Annotated in this window: 6 protein-coding genes; 5 read left to right on the top strand and 1 reads right to left on the bottom strand. The window is 70.8% G+C overall.

The features are described from left to right. The first annotated feature begins 190 nt into the window (after nt 1–190). From mfd to ACZ4EF_RS03495, 3 genes are all read left to right on the top strand, one after another. Nucleotides 191–3,730: a transcription-repair coupling factor gene (gene mfd / locus ACZ4EF_RS03485; protein WP_401857016.1), complete on the top strand. Its 3,540-nt coding sequence runs from the start codon at nt 191–193 to the stop codon at nt 3,728–3,730. Between the two features lie 121 nt (nt 3,731–3,851). Further along, the gene (locus ACZ4EF_RS03490; protein WP_355346863.1) at nt 3,852–4,946 is read left to right on the top strand and encodes a glycoside hydrolase family 19 protein; all 1,095 of its coding nucleotides are present in this window, start codon (nt 3,852–3,854) and stop codon (nt 4,944–4,946) included. A gap of 158 nt (nt 4,947–5,104) precedes the next feature. Beyond that, complete coding sequence (locus ACZ4EF_RS03495) at nt 5,105–6,013, top strand: TolB family protein (protein WP_467502526.1); 909 nt, start codon at nt 5,105–5,107, stop codon at nt 6,011–6,013. A gap of 31 nt (nt 6,014–6,044) precedes the next feature. Here ACZ4EF_RS03495 and ACZ4EF_RS03500 read toward each other — a convergent pair whose 3' ends face one another. Further along, complete coding sequence (locus ACZ4EF_RS03500) at nt 6,045–7,727, bottom strand: DUF2079 domain-containing protein (RefSeq protein WP_467502528.1); 1,683 nt, start codon at nt 7,725–7,727, stop codon at nt 6,045–6,047. 260 nt (nt 7,728–7,987) lie between these two features. Here ACZ4EF_RS03500 and ACZ4EF_RS03505 point away from each other — a divergent pair, with 260 nt between their 5' ends. Together ACZ4EF_RS03505 and ACZ4EF_RS03510 are read left to right on the top strand one after the other, a co-directional pair. Next, a complete protein-coding gene (locus tag ACZ4EF_RS03505) occupies nt 7,988–8,560 on the top strand; it encodes a hypothetical protein (protein WP_467502530.1) in 573 nt (190 codons plus the stop codon). 301 nt (nt 8,561–8,861) lie between these two features. Further along, nucleotides 8,862–19,766 (top strand): LamG-like jellyroll fold domain-containing protein, encoded by a 10,905-nt coding sequence (locus ACZ4EF_RS03510; protein ID WP_467502532.1) that lies wholly within the window; start codon nt 8,862–8,864, stop codon nt 19,764–19,766. Nucleotides 19,767–19,777: the final 11 nt, after the last annotated feature.

The following is a 19,777-nucleotide window of genomic DNA, read 5'->3' on the forward strand; positions in this document are numbered from 1 at the left end:
GGGGCCGCCCGCGCGTCCCGCACCCCGGTCCGCCCCCCCGCCGGGCGTCCCCGCCCACGGGCTCCGCGGCCCCGCGGCTCACGCGATGGCCTGTGGCTGTCGGCGGTACGTCGTACGCTGGAGGTACCCCCGGCCCGTGACACGTGTCGGGTGCTTCGCGTTGCCTCTGCCCCGGGACGGAAAACCCCTCATGAGTCTGAACGGTCTGGTCGACGTCGTCGTCGAGGACGCCGCCCTCGCGGAAGCGGTGGAGGCCGCCGCCTCCGGCGCCCGGCCGATGGTGGACCTGGTGGGGCCGCCCGCCGCGCGTCCGCTGGCCATCGCGGCGCTCGCGGCCCGCGCGCACCGCACCGTACTGGCGGTCACGGCGACCGGCCGCGAGGCGGAGGACCTGGCCGCCGCGCTGCGCACCCTGCTGCCGCCGGACGCCGTCGCCGAGTACCCGGCGTGGGAGACGCTGCCGCACGAGCGGCTGTCCCCGCGCAGCGACACCGTCGGCCGCCGCCTGGCCGTCCTGCGCCGCCTGGCGCACCCGCGGGCCGACGACGCGGCGACCGGACCCGTACAGGTCGTGGTCGCCCCCATCAGGTCCGTGCTGCAACCGCAGGTCAAGGGCCTGGGCGACCTGGAGCCCGTCGCCTTGCGGACCGGGCAGAGCGCCGACCTGGGCACCGTCACCGAGGGCCTGGCGGCAGCCGCGTACTCCCGCGTCGAGCTGGTCGAGAAGCGCGGCGAATTCGCGGTGCGCGGCGGCATCCTCGACGTCTTCCCGCCGACCGAGGAGCACCCGCTGCGGGTGGAGTTCTGGGGCGACGACGTCGAGGAGATCCGCTACTTCAAGGTCGCCGACCAGCGCTCCCTCGAAGTCGCCGAGCACGGCCTGTGGGCGCCGCCCTGCCGCGAGCTGCTCCTCACCGACCAGGTGAAGGAGCGGGCCGCGGCGCTGTCGGTCGCCCACCCCGAGCTGCACGAACTGCTGGACAAGATCGCCGAGGGCATCGCGGTGGAGGGCATGGAGTCCCTGGCCCCGGTGCTGGTCGACGACATGGAGCTGCTGCTCGACGTGCTCCCGGCGGGCAGCATGGCCGTGGTGTGCGACCCGGAGCGGGTCCGTACCCGCGCCGCCGACCTGGTGGCGACCTCCCGCGAATTCCTGGAGGCGTCCTGGGCGGCGTCGGCCGGCGGCGGCGAGGCGCCGATCGACCTGGGCGCGGCCTCGCTGTGGTCGATCGCCGACGTCCGCGACCGGGCCCGCGAGCTGGGCGTCCCCTGGTGGTCGGTGAGCCCCTTCGCGGCCGACGAGGCCGACGACCTGGCCGCCGACACCCTCAAGCTGGGCATGCACGCGCCCGAGCTGTACCGCGGCGACACCGCACGCGCGCTCGCCGACACCAAGGGCTGGCTGGCCGACGGCTGGCGCACCGTCTACGTCACCGAGGGCCAGGGCCCGGCCGCCCGCGTGGTGGAGGTGCTGGGCGGCGAGGGCATCGCGGCCCGCCTCGACATCGAGCTGGCCGACCTCGCGGCGTCCGTGGTCCACGTGGCGACCGGCTCCATCGAGCACGGCTTCATCGACCCGGCGCTCAAGCTCGCGGTGCTCACCGAGACCGACCTGTCGGGGCAGCGCTCGTCCACCAAGGACATGGGCCGGATGCCGTCCCGGCGCCGCAAGACCATCGACCCGCTCACCCTCCAGGCGGGCGACTACATCGTGCACGAGCAGCACGGCGTCGGCCGCTATGTGGAGATGGTGCAGCGCACCGTGCAGGGCGCCACCCGCGAGTACCTGCTGGTCGAGTACGCGCCCGCCAAGCGCGGTCAGCCGGGCGACCGGCTCTTCGTCCCCACCGACCAGCTCGAACAGGTCACCAAGTACGTCGGCGGCGAGGCCCCCTCGCTGCACCGGCTCGGCGGCGCGGACTGGACGAAGACCAAGGCGCGGGCGAAGAAGGCGGTCAAGGAGATCGCCGCCGACCTGATCAAGCTGTACTCGGCGCGGATGGCCGCCCCCGGCTACACCTTCGGGCCCGACACCCCCTGGCAGCGCGAGCTGGAGGACGCCTTCCCGTACGCGGAGACGCCCGACCAGCTCACCACCATCGCCGAGGTCAAGGAGGACATGGAGAAGTCCGTCCCCATGGACCGGCTGATCTGCGGCGACGTCGGCTACGGCAAGACCGAGATCGCCGTGAGGGCGGCCTTCAAGGCCGTGCAGGACGGCAAGCAGGTCGCCGTGCTGGTGCCGACCACGCTGCTGGTGCAGCAGCACATGGGCACCTTCGCCGAGCGGTACGCGCAGTTCCCGGTCAAGGTGCGGGCGCTGTCGCGGTTCCAGACCGACAGCGAGGCCAAGGCCACCATCGAGGGGCTGCGGGACGGCACCGTGGACCTGGTGATCGGCACCCACCGGCTCTTCTCCTCCGAGACGAAGTTCAAGGACCTGGGCCTGGTCATCGTCGACGAGGAGCAGCGCTTCGGCGTCGAGCACAAGGAGCAGCTCAAGAAGCTGCGGGCCAACGTGGACGTGCTGACCATGTCCGCCACCCCGATCCCGCGCACCCTGGAGATGGCGGTCACCGGCATCCGCGAGATGTCCACCATCACCACCCCGCCGGAGGAGCGGCACCCGGTGCTGACCTTCGTCGGCCCGTACGAGGAACGGCAGATCGGCGCCGCGATCCGGCGTGAACTGCTGCGCGAGGGCCAGGTCTTCTACATCCACAACCGGGTGGAGTCGATCGACCGGGCGGCGGCGCGGCTGCGCGCCATCGTGCCGGAGGCGCGGATCGCCACGGCGCACGGGCAGATGGGGGAGTCGCAGCTCGAACAGGTCGTGGTCGACTTCTGGGAGAAGCGGTTCGACGTGCTGGTGTCCACCACGATCGTGGAGTCGGGCATCGACATCGCCAACGCCAACACCCTGATCGTGGAGCGCGGCGACACCTTCGGGCTCAGCCAGCTCCACCAGTTGCGCGGGCGCGTCGGCCGCTCGCGCGAACGCGGCTACGCGTATTTCCTGTACCCGCCGGAGAAGCCGCTGACCGAGACCGCGCACGAGCGGCTCGCCACCATCGCCCAGCACACCGAGATGGGCGCGGGAATGTACGTCGCCATGAAGGACCTGGAGATCCGCGGCGCGGGCAATCTGCTGGGCGGCGAGCAGTCCGGGCACATCGCGGGCGTCGGATTCGACCTGTACGTACGGATGGTGGGCGAGGCCGTCGCCGACTACCGCTCGGCGCTGGAGAGCGGCGGCGAGCCGGAGGAGACGCTGCTCGACGTCAAGATCGAGCTGCCGGTGGACGCGCACGTCCCGCACGACTACGCGCCGGGCGAGCGGCTGCGGCTCCAGGCGTACCGGGCCATCGCGGCGGCCAACACGGCCGAGGACATCGCGGCGGTCCGCGAGGAGCTGACCGACCGCTACGGCAAGCTGCCGGAGCCGGTGGAGAATCTGCTGCTGGTGGCGGGGCTGCGGATGCTGGCCCGCAAGGTCGGCGTCAGCGACATCACCCTCCAGGGCGCCAACGTCCGTTTCGGCCCGGTGGAGTTGCGCGAGTCGCAGGAGCTGCGGCTGAATCGGCTCTACCCGCGCACGGTGCTCAAGCACGCGACGAAGCAGATCCTCGTCCCGCGTCCGACGACGGCGCGGATCGGCGGCAAGCCGGTGGTGGGCCGCGAACTGCTGGAGTGGACGGCGGAGTTCCTGACGACGGTGCTGGACAACTAGGGCTGTTCCAGCCGGTTTCCCACCGCCCGGCGGACGTTCAATGGTCTGGACCTTGACAGGTCCAGACCATTCCGCTTGAGTCTGTCCCGACCCCACTCGAACCCCCACAAGGAGTGGTCACGTGTCGAGACAACGGCTCATAGCGTTCCTCACCGCACTCGCGGTCGCGATAGGAATCGCCATCCTCGTACCGCTGGCGTCCACCGCCTCCGCCGCGGGCTGCTCCACCGCGTGGAACTCGTCGTCGGTGTACACCGGCGGCATGGGCGCGTCGTACAACAGCCACAACTGGCTGGCGAAGTGGTGGACCCAGGGCGAGACGCCCGGCGCCGCCGACGTCTGGTCGGACCAGGGCGCCTGTACCGGCGGTTCGGGCGGCACCGGCGGCACCACGGGCGGCACCGGCGGGACCTGCAACTACCCGGCGTGGGTCCAGGGCCACAACTACGTCGCCGGTGACATCGTCAAGTACAGCAACGGCAACTACTACAAGGCCTCCCACGACAACCCGGGCTACGACCCCACCATCAGCACCTGGTACTGGGACCCGTTCGGCTGCAACGGCGGCGGTACGACCACCCCGCCCGGCAACCCGAGCGGATTCGTCGTCACCGAGGCCCAGTTCAACCAGATGTTCCCGAACCGGAACTCCTTCTACACCTACAGCGGCCTGACCGCGGCGCTCAGCGCGTACCCCGGTTTCGCGAACACCGGCAGCGACACGGTGAAGAAGCAGGAGGCCGCGGCCTTCCTCGCCAACGTCAGCCACGAGACCGGCGGCCTCGTCTACATCGTCGAGCAGAACACCGCGAACTACTCGCACTACTGCGACACGAGCCAGTCCTACGGCTGCCCGGCCGGACAGTCCGCGTACTACGGCCGCGGGCCGATCCAGTTGAGCTGGAACTTCAACTACAAGGCCGCGGGCGACGCGCTCGGCATCGACCTGCTGCACAACCCCAACCTGGTGCAGACCGACTCGGCCGTCGCCTGGAAGACCGGCCTGTGGTACTGGAACACCCAGACCGGCCCCGGCACCATGACCCCGCACAACGCCATGGTCAACGGCGCCGGATTCGGTGAGACCATCCGCAGCATCAACGGCAGCATCGAGTGCAACGGCGGCAACCCCGCGCAGGTGCAGAGCCGGGTCAACTCCTACCAGAGCTTCGTCTCGATCCTCGGAGTCCCGGCGGGCAACAACCTGAGCTGCTGACCCGGCGTCGTCCCACGGACGCACGCAAGGCCGCACGCGGGTAAGGCCGTACGCACGCAAGGCCGTACACAGGTAAGGCCGTACGCGCCCAGCCCGTACGCACGCTTCATCCGACGCGCCCCGCTCACCACGAGCGGGGCGCGTTAGTGTGAGCGGCTGTGACGATCACCGGAGCGGGGACGAACGTACGGCCGCTGGCGGCGGGACAGCGCGCGCGGCTGCTGGTCGGGGACATCGACGGCGGCGAGCCGCGCCTGGTGTACGAGACGGCGGACAGCGCGCTGGAGGCGCCGAACTGGTCGCCGGACGGCCGCTGGCTGGTCTTCAACCAGGACGGGCTGCTGCTGCGGATCGCCCCCGGCGGCGGGGCGCCCGAGGTCATCGACACCGGCGGCATCACGGACGCCAACAACGACCATGTGCTCTCGCCGGACGGCGGCACGGTCTATCTGTCGGCGGGCGACGGGCACATCCACGCCGTGCCGTTCGAGGGCGGACCCGCGCGCCGGGTCACCAACGACCGCGGCCCCGGACCCTTCCGGCACTTCCTGCACGGCGTCTCGCCCGACGGCCGCACGCTGGCGTACGTGGGCGTCGAGCCGTACGGCGGCGACGAGTGGGGCTACCGCAACATCTTCACCGTCCCCGCGGCCGGCGGCCCCGACACCCGGCTGACGGACTCTCCCGCGCCCGCGGACGGCCCGGAGTTCAGCCCCGACGGCGCCTGGATCTACTTCAACTCCGAGCACGGCGCGACCGTCCCCGGCCACGCCCAGCTCTTCCGGATGCGGCCGGACGGCACCGAGTTGACGCGGCTCACCTCGGACGCGCGCGTCAACTGGTTCCCGCACCTGTCACCCGATGGACGACACGTCCTCTACATCAGCTTCCCGCCCGGCACCGAGGGGCACCCGGCCGACCGCGACGTCGTCCTGCGCGTCATGGACCCGGACGGCGGCGCCCCGCGTGACGTCCTGGCCTTCCCCGGCGGCCAGGGCAGCCTCAACGTGCACAGCTGGGCCCCGGACAGCCGCCGCTTCGCCTACGTCGACTACCCGACGGCCTGAGCCGGTCCCGCTGCGCCCGACGCGCCCGGCCCTAGCCGTTCGGCGGGCTCGTCCGGTGCATGATCACATAGCCCTCGGCGTTGACGATCTGCTGATATTCGGCGTTCGGGTGGAGCTGCTTGGCGTAGGTGAGCGGATCGGGCACCCAGCCGGAGGAGTTGTCGATCACGATGTAGTCCGGGCTGATGCCCTGCGTGTCGCCGACCCAGTACACCGTGGTCCGGTGGACGAGACGGCTGATCGGCCCGACGTTCGCCTCCACCGAGGAGCCGCTGGGCACCGTTTCGAGCAGCTTCTCCACGGCCTTGGTGTGCGCGTCGACCTTGTAGGTGTCGGAGTGGCTGAGCGAGGCCAGCGGCATCGTCAAGGTGAGCGCCAGCGCGGCGCCCGCCGCCGCCGCGGGCAGCCCCGAGGCGTACGAGCGCAGCCAGGGCCGCGGGCTCCTGCGGGAGAGCGCCGCCGCGTCCACGAGGGCGAGGAAGACCACCGGCATCAGCACCGCGCTGTAGTGCCAGTCGGTGCCCCAGTAGTGGTCGTCGTGCGAGATGAACCGCCAGCCGATGGTCGGCAGCGCGGCCAGCAGCAGCGGCGAACGCAGCGCCAGCAGGCCGGTGGTCGGCAGCAGGATCCACAGCAGGGTGTGCACGGCGGTGCCGAACGGGATGTGCCCCGGCATCGGCGCCCCGTTGCCGTTCAGCTTGTTCCAGTAGTCGTATCCGCCCGCGCTGTTGAACGCCGGGATGATCACCGCGAAGGCGAGCGCGGAGGCCAGCACCCCGAGGCTGACCAGCCCCAGCGCGTACGGCCCGTACCGCATGCCGTCGCTGAGGCGCGGCGGCTCCTCGGCCCGCGTCCCGCTCCCGTCGGCCTCCGGGGCTTCCGGGGTCTCGCCGCCGTCGGCGCGCGGCGCCGGGACGACGTCCTCGCCCCGCGCGGACCCGGACCCGCCGACTGTCCCGGACCCGCCGACCGACCCCGCCCCTGACGACGTCCCGGACACGGCCTCGGACCCGGCGTCCGGCTCGGTCTCCTTGCGGGTCCGCAGCCACACGATCGCGCCGATCGCGGCGGCCGTGACGCCCATGTCCTCCTTGACGAAGATCAGCGGGAGCGCCCACCACATCGCCGGCGCCCACTTCCTGCGCAGCACCGCCTCCAGCGAGAACGCCAGCAGCGGCATCGCGAAGGCGATCTCGTGGAAGTCGAACTCGACCGCCCGCTGCACGCCCCACGACAGCCCGTACGCCACGCCGACGGCCAGTCCGCGCCCGCGGCCCAGCAGATGGGCGGCGCCCCGGGTCACGGGCACGATCGACAGCGCGAACAGCAGCGCCTGCGCGACCAGCAGCGTCACCGGGCTCGGGAACACCCGGTAGAAGGGGGCGATCAGGGCGGTGATCGGACTGAAGTGGTCACCGAGGATGTTGAAGCCGGGACCCTTGAGGTCGGCGACCGGCGCGTGGAAGTGCGCGTAGGAGCCGACCGCCTGCTCGAAGATGCCCAGGTCCCACGACATCGTGAGCATCCGCCGGTAGCGGGTGACCGACAGCGCGAGGAACGCCGCGAAGAAGACCGTGGCCAGCAGATACGGGTCGACGCGCGGCCCGATGCCGCCGAGCCTGAAGCCGGTCGTCGGCGCGTCGTCGACCGTGGTGCCGCCGGGCGCGGCGGCTCTGGTGTCCTGCGCCGGTATGACGGCCTCGGCCCTGTCCATCGTCGGTCCTCCCGCGGAAGCTGGGTCGGGGTCTGCCGGAAAAGATACGGGACGCGGCTGTGCCGGGGGCACTCCTGAACCCGCCATCCCCACTCACCTCCGCCACTCGCGCCCCGGCACCACGGGCCCGCCGCTCCCGGCGGACCGGCGCGGCCCCGCGGTGTCCGTCCCGTATACACCGTTATGCGGTGCTTCACCGCGAGAAAGATACCCCTCGGCCGCCGCTGTCCCGGCGGCCCGCGCCGCATATGCTGCCCGCCGTGAAAACGTGGACGAACGCGCATCGGCTCTGGATACTCCTCGCGGGCGCCGCGGCCGTGGCGGTGGCCGCCACCGTGACCGCCCTGGTCCTGACGTCCTCCGGCCCCGGCAAGGAGCGGGCCCTGCCGCCGGCCCGGGCGCGTACGTACACCGACCAGCAGGCGTGCCTGCTCACCGGGGAGCGCGGTCTGGCGGACCCGGCTGCGGCGCCGGTGTGGGCGGGGATGCGGGACGCCTCGGCCGGGACGCACGCGAAGGTCAGCTATCTGGCGATGGCGGGGGAGCAGAGCGCGGCGGCGGCCGGGCCCTATCTGGCGACCCTGGCCGACCGCAAGTGCACGGTCGTCCTGACGGTCGGCGCGGCCCCCGACGGCGCGGTCCCGGCGGCGGGACCGAAGTTCCCCGGCACGCGCTTCGTCGTCGTGGGGGAGAAGGCCGTGGGGGAGAAGGCGGGCGGTACGGGCGGTACGGCTGACACGCCCGGTGCGAATGTCACCGCCGTGCCCGGGGGCTCCGCCGCGAGCACGCGCAAGGCGGTCGAGGCCGCCGTGACCGACGCGCTGCGTCGCTGAGGCGTCGCTGAGGCGTCGCTGAGGCGTCGCTGAGGCGTCGTTGAGGGGTCGCTGAGGGGGTCCGCCGACGGGCCCGCGCGGGCTTGACCTCTCTTGCCCAAAAGCAGGGCGAAAGGCGGACCAAACCCCTCCATCGTAAAGATCGTTCCCGGAACGAACCGGGACAGGGGTCACAAGTCGCCGCGCTTGATGATGTACAGGCAAAGAGTGTCCCCGGATCGTCCCCACGATCTATCCGCGGGTGAGGAAAACGGTCACGATCGGCAAGTTTTCTGTGTCGATCCTGTCAGGAGCCTGTGCCGTGCGCGCATCCTTCGCCCGTCGTTCGTCCCGGAGAACAACCCTCCGTCGCCGGTGGCTGCGTGCCACCGCGATGCTGTCGCTGATCGCGCTGGCACTGGTGCTGACCACGGAGCAGGCGGCGGCGGACGGGGCGACCCTGCCCGCGCTGTCGATGCCCAGCCTCGCCTCGCTCACCGCGTGGCTGAAGCACCCGCACTGGGGGCGCGTGCCGCAGCAGGAGAGCGGCACCGCCGCCGGGCACAGCCACCGGGCGACCGCGGACTCCACCCGCGCGCACGTCGGCGCGGGGCACAAGCCCGGCAAGGCGTCCGGCGAACTCGACGCCTACCACCCGTTCCGCAAGGCGTCCACGTCCGGCCGCAGCGGTGTCGTCGGCGGCTACTCCGCCCGCACCAGCAAGCGGAACGCGGCGAAGTCGACCGACACCGTCACGGTGTTCGACAACGCGGACGGCACGCACACCCGCCGCGTGTCGCAGACGCCGGTCAACTACCGGGACGCGCACGGCGCCTGGCAGCCGATCGACACCAGCGTGCACCGCCGGGCCGACGGCCGCCTCCACGAGGCGGCCAACTCCCTCGGCGTCGACTTCGCGCCGCGCTCCTCCGCGCCGGACCTCGCCACCTTGCGCACCGACGCCGCGCACTCCGTCGCGTACGGCCTGTCCGGCGCGGCCGACGTCACCGCCGCCGTGTCGGGCGACCAGGTCACGTACCCGGACGCCCTGCCGCGCACCGACCTGGTCGTCGCCCCGTCCGCGACCGGCGTCAAGGAAGCCGTCGTCCTGCACGCGGCGAGCGCCGCCAACTCCTGGCTCTTCCCGCTCAGGCTCCAGGGCCTGACCCCCGTCCAGGTCAAGGACGGCTCGGTCGAACTGCGCGACGCCGCGGGCAAGGTGACCGCCCGGATACCGCGCGCCTACGCCTACGACTCCAAGGTCGACCGCCGCTCCGGCGAGCCGACGACGACCTACGCGGTCGACTACCGGCTGGTCGCCGACCACGGCGGCACCGCCCTGAAGGTCACCCTCGACCCGGCGTGGCTGCACGACCCCGCGCGGGTCTTCCCCGTCACCGTCGACCCCAGCATCGTCGACGGCTGGACCACCACCTACGCCGAGTCCGGCAACCCCGCGGGCGACCACTCCTTCGAGCAGACCGTCAAGATCGGCTCGTACGACTCCGGCACGCACTCCGCCAACACCTTCGTCAACCACTGGTACGGCGGCTGGGACGGCTCCAAGGTCACCGTGACCGCCGCGTCGCTGCACCTGTTCGAGACCTGGGCCTCCACCTGCACCGCCGAGCGCTTCGACGTCGCGCTGATCACCGCGCCGTGGACCCCGACCGGCGTCACCACCTACCCCGGCCCCTCGCACGGCGCGTCCATCGGCAACCTCACGCCCAGCGTCCCCATCGCCTGCGCCAACACCGCCGCCGACCCCACCAAGGGCAACGCGGTGGAGGTGCCGCTCACCACCGCCTCCATCCAGGGCTGGATGAACGGCACCACCCCCGACTACGGCCTCGCGGTCTACGCGGCCACCACCGACGCCCTGCACTGGAAGCAGTTCGGCTCCTTCGCCGACGCGGGCAAGGGCCCGTACATCGACGTCACGTACACCGGCACCACCCCGCCGCAGGTCTACCAGCAGTACCCCAACGACAACGAGGTGGAGTACACCACCACCCCCCAACTGACCGCCTGGTCCGGCGGCGCCAACTCGCAGGCGAACACCACCACCAAGTACGACTTCCAGATCTACGACAACACCAACACCAAGGTCGTCGACTCCGGACTGCTCACCACCGGCTCCTGGACGGTCCCGGCGGGCAAGCTCAAGTGGGGCCAGACCTACTCCTGGACGGTGCAGTCGCAGGACGCGGGGCTGTACTCCGGCGCCACCTGGTACCAGATGGCGATCCAGGTCCCGCAGCCGCTGATCACCTCGGGGCTGTCCCAGAACAGCAGCGACCACGGCTACGACCCGTCGATCGGCAACTACACCACCTCCGACACCGACGCGACCGTCTCCACCGTCGGCCCGAGCCTCGACGTCGACCGCGACTACAACTCCCGTGACCCGCGCTGGACCGGGGCGTTCGGCGCGGGCTGGTCGAGCATCTTCGACGCCCGCGCCACCGAGCAGTACAACCCGGCGGGCGCCGTCGTCTCCAACGTCGTCACCTACCCGGACGGCTCCCAGGTCGGCTTCGGCAAGAACGGCGACGGCAGCTACTCGCCGCCCGCGGGCCGCTTCGCCACCTTCAAGGCCGTCACCGGCGGCTACACGCTGACCGACAAGAACGCCACCGTGTACGCCTTCACCCAGTCGCTGGGCTCCGGCGCGTACGGCATCACCTCGGTCACCGACGCCAACGGCCGCGCCGTCACCTTCACCTGGACCAGCGGCCACGTCACCACCATGACCTCGGTGACCTCCGCCCGCGCCCTGCACCTGACCTGGCAGACACCCACCGGCGCGAGCGCCGCGCACGTCGCCACCGTCGTCACCGACCCGGTCACCGCGGCCGACCCGAACTCCGCGCAGACCTGGACGTACGGCTACACCAACGACCAGCTCACGAAGGTCTGTTCGCCGATCTCCAGCACGCAGTGCACCGCGTACAACTACACCGCGGGATCGCAGTACCAGAACGCCGCGCTCGACCTCGACCCGCGGGCGGTGTGGCCGATGTCCGAGGCGTCGGGCACCGTCGGCAAGGACGCGGTCCTCGCCAACCAGGGCACCAAGAACCTCGCGTACAGCGGCGTCACCTACGGCCAGGCGGGCCCGCTCACCGGATCGGCCGCCACCGCCATCGGGTTCAACGGCACCAGCTCGTACGCCACCCTCCCGTTCGACATGGGCAACAACACCGACTCCGGCGCCCTGTCGCTGTGGTTCAAGACCTCCGCCGGGCCCGGCGTGCTCTACTCCTACGCCTCGCAGCCGGTCACCGCGGGCGACTCGCCCGGCGGCTACACCCCGGCCGCCTACGTCGGCACCGACGGCAAGCTGAAGGCCGAATTCTGGTACAGCGGCGGCATCGCGCCGATCAGCACCACCGCCTCGGTCGCCGACGGCAAGTGGCACCACATGGTGCTGTCCGCCGCGGGCAACAGCCAGACCCTCTTCCTGGACGGCGCCAAGGTCGGCTCGGTGTCCGGCTCGATCTCCATCCAGCCCGGCATCGCCTTCGGCAAGAACCAGCCGTACAACACCCTGGGCGCGGGCTTCCTCGGCGGGGCCTGGCCCGACCAGCCGCACTCCAGCACCACCGACAAGACCGGCTACGCCACGTACTTCAACGGCGCGATCGCCGACGCCGCCTGGTACGACCGCCCGCTGGTCGCCGCCGACGCCAGCGCACTGCGCACCTACGGCACCCACGCCGCGAGCCTGCTGAGCACGGTCACCCGGCCGTCCGCCAAGACGTACCACGCCATGACGTACGACCCGGCGACCACGGCGCTGACCCAGCTCACCGACGAGAACGGCGGCGTCTGGAAGCTCGGCGCGCCGACCGTCACCGGCTCCAGCCAGACCTACCGCGGCGCGGTGCTCGGCGGCGCGCCCGCCACGTACTTCCGGCTGGGCGAACCCGCGGGCGCCACCACGGCGCTGGACGAGACGCGCGGCGGGACCGGTACGTACAACGCGGTGACGCTCGGCGCGACCGGGCCGTTCAGCGACCAGAAGGCCGCCACGTTCAACGGGACCAGCTCCTGGGTGAAGGTGCCCGACACCGTGACCGGGGACACCGCGGCCTCGGCCGAACTGTGGTTCAGCACCACCCACGGCGGCGCGATCCTGCTCAACACGCAGAGCGCCGCGATCGGTTCGACCGTCTCCTCCACGACACCGCAACTGTGGATCGGCAGCGACGGCAAGCTCTACGGCGGCTTCTACACCACGTCCGGCTCGGTGCAGATGGGCACCACGGGCACCGTCACCGACGGCAAATGGCACCATGTGCTGCTCAGCGCCGGAGCCACCAGCCAGACCCTGTACCTCGACGGCGCGCAGGCCGCGACCAAGACGGCCACGGCCGCGCTGTCCAACAGCGCCAGGACCACCGCCTACATCGGCGCGGGCACCACCGGCTCCGGCTGGACCGGCCTGACCAACGGCACCGTCGCCTACTTCAACGGCACGCTCGCCGACGTCGCCACCTACCGCACCGCGCTGACCGCGCAGGACGCCGAGAGCCACTTCCAGGCGGGCAAGAACTCCACCGGCCTGCTGCCGGTGGAGACCGTCAAGGTCACCTCCCCGGCGAACAAGGTGACGACGTACACCTACGACGTCGTCAACAACGAACGCCAGCTCACCGAGACCGACGGCCTCGGCAACAGGACCAGCTTCGGCTACGACACCGGCGGCTACGAGCACACGGTCACCGACCCCAACGGCGCGATGACCGTCACCGGCCACGACGTCCGCGGCAACGTCGTCTCCTCGACCACCTGCCAGAATCAGGCGGCCAAGGTCTGCTCCACCGAGTACTACACGTACTTCCCCGACGACACGACGGAACAGCTCACCACCGCCGACCCGCGCAACGACGTGCTGCTCACCGAGCGGGACGGCCGCTCCTCCTCGGCGACCGACCCCACGTACCTGACCTCGTACACCTACGACGCGTTCGGCGACGAGACCGCGGTGACCGGACCGCCGGTCGCGGGCTTCCCCAACGGGCGCGCCTCGACCACCGTGTTCAGCGACGGCACCGCCACCTACCCCGCCGCCGACAGCGGGAACGTGCCCAAGGGCCTGCCGGTGCGGTCGGTCTCGCCCGGCGGCGCGGTCAACTCCGTGTCCTACTTCCACAACGGCGACGTGGCCTCCTCCACCGACGCGGTGGGCCTGGTCACCAGCTACACCTACGACGGCCTCGGGCAGGTGCTCACCAAGAAGGCCGTCTCCGACACCTACCCCGCAGGTCTGACCACGTCCTACACGTACGACAAGGCCGGGCAGATCACCGAGGAGGACGACCCGCAGCTCACCGACCGGGTCACCGGCGCCACCCACGCGGCGGCCACCACCACGGTGTTCGACGCCGACGGCGACATCACCTCGCAGACGGTCAAGGACCTCAGCGGCGGCGACGCGCCCCGGACCGAGACCCAGACCTACGACGCGTACGACCACGTCCTCACCCAGACCGACGCCAACGCCAACGCGGGCGGCGCCAACGGCGGGACGACGACGTACACGTACGACACGTCGGGCAACAAGACGCAGGAAGTGTCCAAGTCGGGCACGGTCACCAACTACACGTACGACGACAACGGGCACCTGCTGACCCAGACGCTCCAGTACACCGGCGACCCGGTCAGCCCGCAGGCCGCCACCACGCTGACGGAGTCCTCGCGGGCGTACGACCCGGCGGGCCGGCTGGCGTCGGTGACCGACTCGATGGGCGCCACGACGTCGTACACCTACACCGACAACGGCCTGGCGGTCACCGCGAGCAAGAAGAGCGCCGACGGCACGGCCTCGACGGTGCTCCAGACCACCACGTACGACGCGGCCGGGAACCAGTTGTCGCAGACCACCGACAACGGGCAGACGGTCGTCAACTTCACGGTGGACGCGGCCTCCAGGACCACGAGCACCACCGTGGACCCGACCGGCGTCGACCGGGTGACCAGCGTGTCCTTCACCCCGGACGACCAGGTCGCCACCCAGAACGAGCATGACTCCTCGGGCTTCGACCGCACCACCTCCTCCACCTACGACGCGGCGGGCAACACCCTGACCGAGACGCTGCACGGCGACGCCTCGGGACACCCCTCCGCCTGGTGGAAGCTCGACCAGACCACCGGCTCCACCGTCACCGACACCTCGGGCAGCGGCTACACCGGCGCCGCCTCGGGCGTCACCTGGGGCGGCGACGCGGCGACCTTCGCGGGCACCTCCGGCCAGCAGATCGCCACCAACGGCCCGGTGCTCAACACCGCCGGGTCCTACACCGTCTCCGCCTGGGTCAACATGGCGTCGCTGCCGACCCACAACGCGACGATCGTCGCCCAGGGCGGCACCACGGCCAGCGCCTTCTACCTCCAGTACAACTACGCGCACACCAGCGCGCCGCTGTGGAGCATGGAGCAGACCAGCGCCGACACGGCCGCGCCGACCTTCCCGTCCGCGTACTCCACCGCCGTGCCCAAGACCAACACCTGGACGCACGTGGTCGGCGTGTACAACGTCGCCAACGGCGCCAGCCAGATCTACGTCAACGGCGCGCTGTCCGGCAGCGGCACCAACACCGCGCCGTGGTCCGCGAACGGCCCGCTGACCATCGGCGCGGGCAAGTACAACGGCGCGCCGACCGACTTCCTGCCCGGCGCGGTCTCCAACGTGCAGGTCTACCCGCGCGCGCTGACCGGCACCGAGGTCAACACGCTGTACGGCAACGGCCGTACCGGCGGCACCGTCGGTTCCTCCACCGAGCAGACCACCCGCTACACGTACGACAAGCGCGGGCTGCCGAAGTCGATGACCGACGCGGACAACTTCACCACCGACTACTCCTACGACGAGGCGGGGAATCTGGCGGTCACCACCGCCCCCGCCGTCCAGGTCGAGACCGGCGGCGGCCAGCCGGTCACCCAACGGCCGGTCACCACCAGCGGATTCGACACCTTCGGCGAGGCCGTCGAAGAGGTCGATCCGACCGGCAACCAGACCACCACGGTCTACGACGCCAACGGCAACAAGGTCTCCGAGACCCTGCCGCCGTACACCCCGGCGGGCGCGTCCGCCCCGCTGGCGGCCACGTCGACCTGGTCGTACGACTCCGACGGCAACCAGATCTCCTCCACCACACCGGGCGGGAAGACCACCGGCTTCCTGTACGACCAGCTCGGCGACCTCGCGCAGGTCACCGAGCCGGACGGCACCAAGCTGCACACCACGTACGACACCAACGGCGACCAACTCTCGGTGACGGACGGCACCGGGGCCGTCACCCAGGCCACCTGGGACTACCTCGGCCGGCAGGTCACCGCGACCACGCTGGAGCGCTTCCCCTCCAACCGGGTGCTGACCACCACCAACTCGTACGCGGTGACCACCGGGAATCCGTACGGCGCGAATCTGGCGTCGACCACGACGCCCGCCGGGGTCACCACCACCTACGGGTACGACCGGGCCAGCGAGGTCACCTCGGTCACCGACGGCGCGGGCAACACCACCAAGTACACGTACGACTTCATGGGGAACCGGCAGAAGACGATCCAGCCGGACAACACCTGGACCGAGACCGACTTCGACGTCGCGGGCAACCCGACGCTGAGCACCCAGTACGACGCCGCCAACACGCAGCTCAGGCAGACCCACCAGGTCTACGACGGCGTCGGCAACCTCACCGCCTCCACGGACGCGAACGGCAACACCAGCCACTTCACGTACGACGCGGCGGGCACCGTCACCCAGGAAATCCAGCCGGTCACCGCGACCACCTCGATCACCACGTCCTTCGGGTACGACGCGGCGGGCAACAGGACCCGGTTCACCGACGGCCGCAACAACTCCTGGCTGTACGGATACACCCCGTGGGGCCAGCAGGAGACGGTGAAGCAGCCGGCCACCGCCCAGTACGGCTCGGCGGCCGACTCCACGACCACCAACGTCTACGACCTCGACGGGCAGTTGGTCTCCAGCACGCTGCCCGGCGGCGTCACCCACACGATGACGTACGACCAGCTCGGCAATCTGAAGACCGCCTCGGGACAGGGCGCCGACGCCGCCACCGCGACCCGCAGCTTCACCTACGACCACGACAACCAGGTGACCGCCGCCGACACCGCGGAGGCGGGCACCACCGGCGCCAAGGACCACCAGGCCGCCACCCACGAGACGTTCAGCTACGACGACCGCGGCGACCTGACGTCGGCGGGCGGCTCCGGCGGCTCGTCCAACTTCACCTACAACGACGACGGTTCACCGCTGACCCGCTCGGACGCGGCCGGCACCACCTCCTACGGATACGACACCGCGGGCCGGCTGTCCACGCTCAACGACGCGGCCTCCGGCACCGCGCTCACCTACGGCTACAACACGCTGAACCAGACCGCGTCGGTCAAGTACGGCGCGAGCGGCCAGACCCGCACCTTCACGTACAACACCGCGCACGACCTCACCGGCGACACCCTGACGCAGGGCGCCAGCACACTGTCGGCCATCACCTACGGCTACGACAGGAACGGCAACCTGACGTCGAAGAACACCGTCGGGGTCGCGGGCGCCTCCAACAACGTCTACACCTACGACCAGGCCGACCGCCTCAGCTCGTGGAACAACGGCACGGCCACCACGAACTACTCCTACGACGACTCCGGCAACCGCACCCGCGTCGGCGCCGACGTCTACACCTACGACGCCCGCGACCAGCTCACCTCGGACGGCGTCCACAGCTACGCGTACTCCGCGCGCGGCACCATGACCTCGGACACCTCCACCGCCAACGGCCAAGTCGCCTACTCCACCGACGCGTACAACAACCAGATCACCGCGGGCACGCACTCGTACACGCTCGACGCGTCGGGCCGGAACATCACCGACGCCAACTCGGCCGACCAGTCCTCGCGCGCCTTCCAGTACTCGGGCGCCGACAACACCATCGCCGCGGACGGCAACTACAGCTATACGTACGATCCCGGCGGCTCACTGATCGGCATCAACGGCGGCACCGCGCCGGGCACCGGCCAACTGGCCCTGACCGACAGCCACGACGACGTCATCGGGAACTTCGCGCCGGGGGCGACCACCCTGGCCGGTTCCACGACGTACGACCCGATGGGCAAGGTCACCGCCAACAACGGGCTCATCGGCCACCTCGGCTTCCAGTCCGGCTGGACGGAGGCCGACACCGGCAAGGTCGGCACCGCGTCACGCTGGTACAACCCGGCGACCGGCACCTTCATGAACAAGGACTCCGCGTCCGTCAACCCGGTGCCGAACGAGGCGGCGGCCAACCCCTTCGCGTACGTCGGCGACAACCCGCTCGACGGCACCGACCCCTCGGGCAACTGGGGCCTGGGCAGCGTCTGGCACGCGGCGAGCCACGCCGTCAGCCACGCGGTGAGCAGCACCTACCACGCGGCCACCTCGTACGCCTCCAGCAGTTGGAGCTCCTTCAACTTCTACGCCTCGTACGCCTACTACCACTACACGCCGCCGATCGTGCACAAGGTCGTGCACGCCGCCAAGCGCGTGGTGAAGAAGGTCGTCCACCACGTGCGGGACGTCTACCGCGCCACCGTCCGCTACACCCGCCGCGTCTACCACTACGCGGCGCGCAAGGTGAAACGCGTCGTCCACGCCGCCGTGCACGCCGTCCACTCGGCCTACCACGCGGTCAAGAAGGTCGCGAAACGCGTGGTCCACGCGGTGAAGAAGACCGCCAAGGCGGTGGCGAAGGCATCCAGAACCGCGTATCACGCCACCGTCAAGGCCGTGAAGACCGCGGCCACCTACGCCAAGCACCATGCGGCGGCCATCACGTCCTTCGTGGTCTCCACCGCCGTCTTCATGGGCTGCGAGGCGGTCACGGCGGGCGTCGGCTCCATCGGCTGCGCGGCGGTCGCGGGCGCGGCCGGGTCACTGGTCGAGCAGGGCTTCAAGTGCGCCGAGGCGGGCGGCGCGGCGTGCAGCGCGGGCGCCTTCGCGACCTCCGCCGTGACGGGCGCCGTCGCGGGCGCGATCGGCGGGGCGCTCGGGTCGCTGGGCGGCAAGGTGCTCAGCAAGTTCGCCCCCAAGGCGATGGAGGCCGTCGGCGGGCTGTTCGGCAAGGGCGCCACCGAGGCCGAGGAGGCGGCGGCGGGCGACGCCACCCAGACCGCGGCGCGCCAGGGCGAGTCGGGCGCCGCCAAGTCGGCCACCGACAGCGGGACCTGCCACAGCTTCACGGCCGGTTCCCGTGTCCTCATGGCGGGCGGCGGCACCAAGGCCATCGACCGGATCAAGGTGGGCGACTCCGTCGTCAACTCGGTGCCGGGTGCCTCCGGCACGCAGAGCCACAAGGTCACCGCGGTGATCGTGACGACGACGGACCACGATTTCGTGGATGTCGGGGTGAAGCCGGTCGCGGCCAACGCCGTGACGTCCGCCGCGAAGAAGGTGGTCCGGCGCGCGGCCCTCGGCCTCGCGGCCTCCGCGGCGGTCCTGGGCGCCCTGGGCGCGACCCACCACGCGGCCGACTCCCACCCGGCCACGGCCCCGGTGGCGGCGGTCTCCCCGGCCGCCCCGACGCCGGTGAACGGCCACCTCACCACCACCTTCCACCACCCCTTCTACGACGAGACCCAGTCCGCCTTCGTCGAGGCCAAGGACCTCCACCAGGGCGACCTCCTCCAAACCCCCACCGGCACCGCCCAGATCACCACCGTCCGCCTCTTCCACGCCCACACCACCACATACGACCTGACCATCGGCGACCTCCACACCTACTACGTGGAGGCCGGCGCCACGCCGGTCCTGGTCCACAACTGCGGTGCACTCGACGGCATTGCGGACGAGTTGGCAGGCAGCAAGACTACGACTGGTCAGGTCGTAGATGATGCTGGAAATAAAGTCGGAGCTCCCGTATCAAGCGGTGAGAATGGTTCATTCTCGCAAGTAAGGGACGCACTCAAAAAATCTGGCGTGCCTCACGACGCTGCAGGTGGGTTCGCGGCCGCATCTCATGTAGAAACCAAGATCGCTTTGGCCATGAGAAGCAATGGCGTTCAGAGGGCGACAGTCGTAATCAACAATTCTGACGGCGTTTGTTCTGGTCCCTATTCATGCATGACTGGGGTGTCTGCAATTCTACCAAGAGGGTCTAGCCTGACATCCGTTTGGCGCACTGAAGAGGGCTGGCACGGGGTAACTATGCTGGGCGGCGGTTAATCTCAAGAGGT

It is taken from the genome of Streptomyces sp. NPDC025721 (assembly GCF_055558595.1).

Bases quoted from the DNA above. Each gene is read 5' to 3' on its own strand.
- mfd (WP_401857016.1), top strand. From the start codon at position 191: ATGAGTCTGAACGGTCTGGTCGACGTCGTCGTCGAGGACGCCGCCCTC.
- ACZ4EF_RS03500 (WP_467502528.1), bottom strand. From the start codon at position 7,727: ATGGACAGGGCCGAGGCCGTCATACCGGCGCAGGACACCAGAGCCGCC.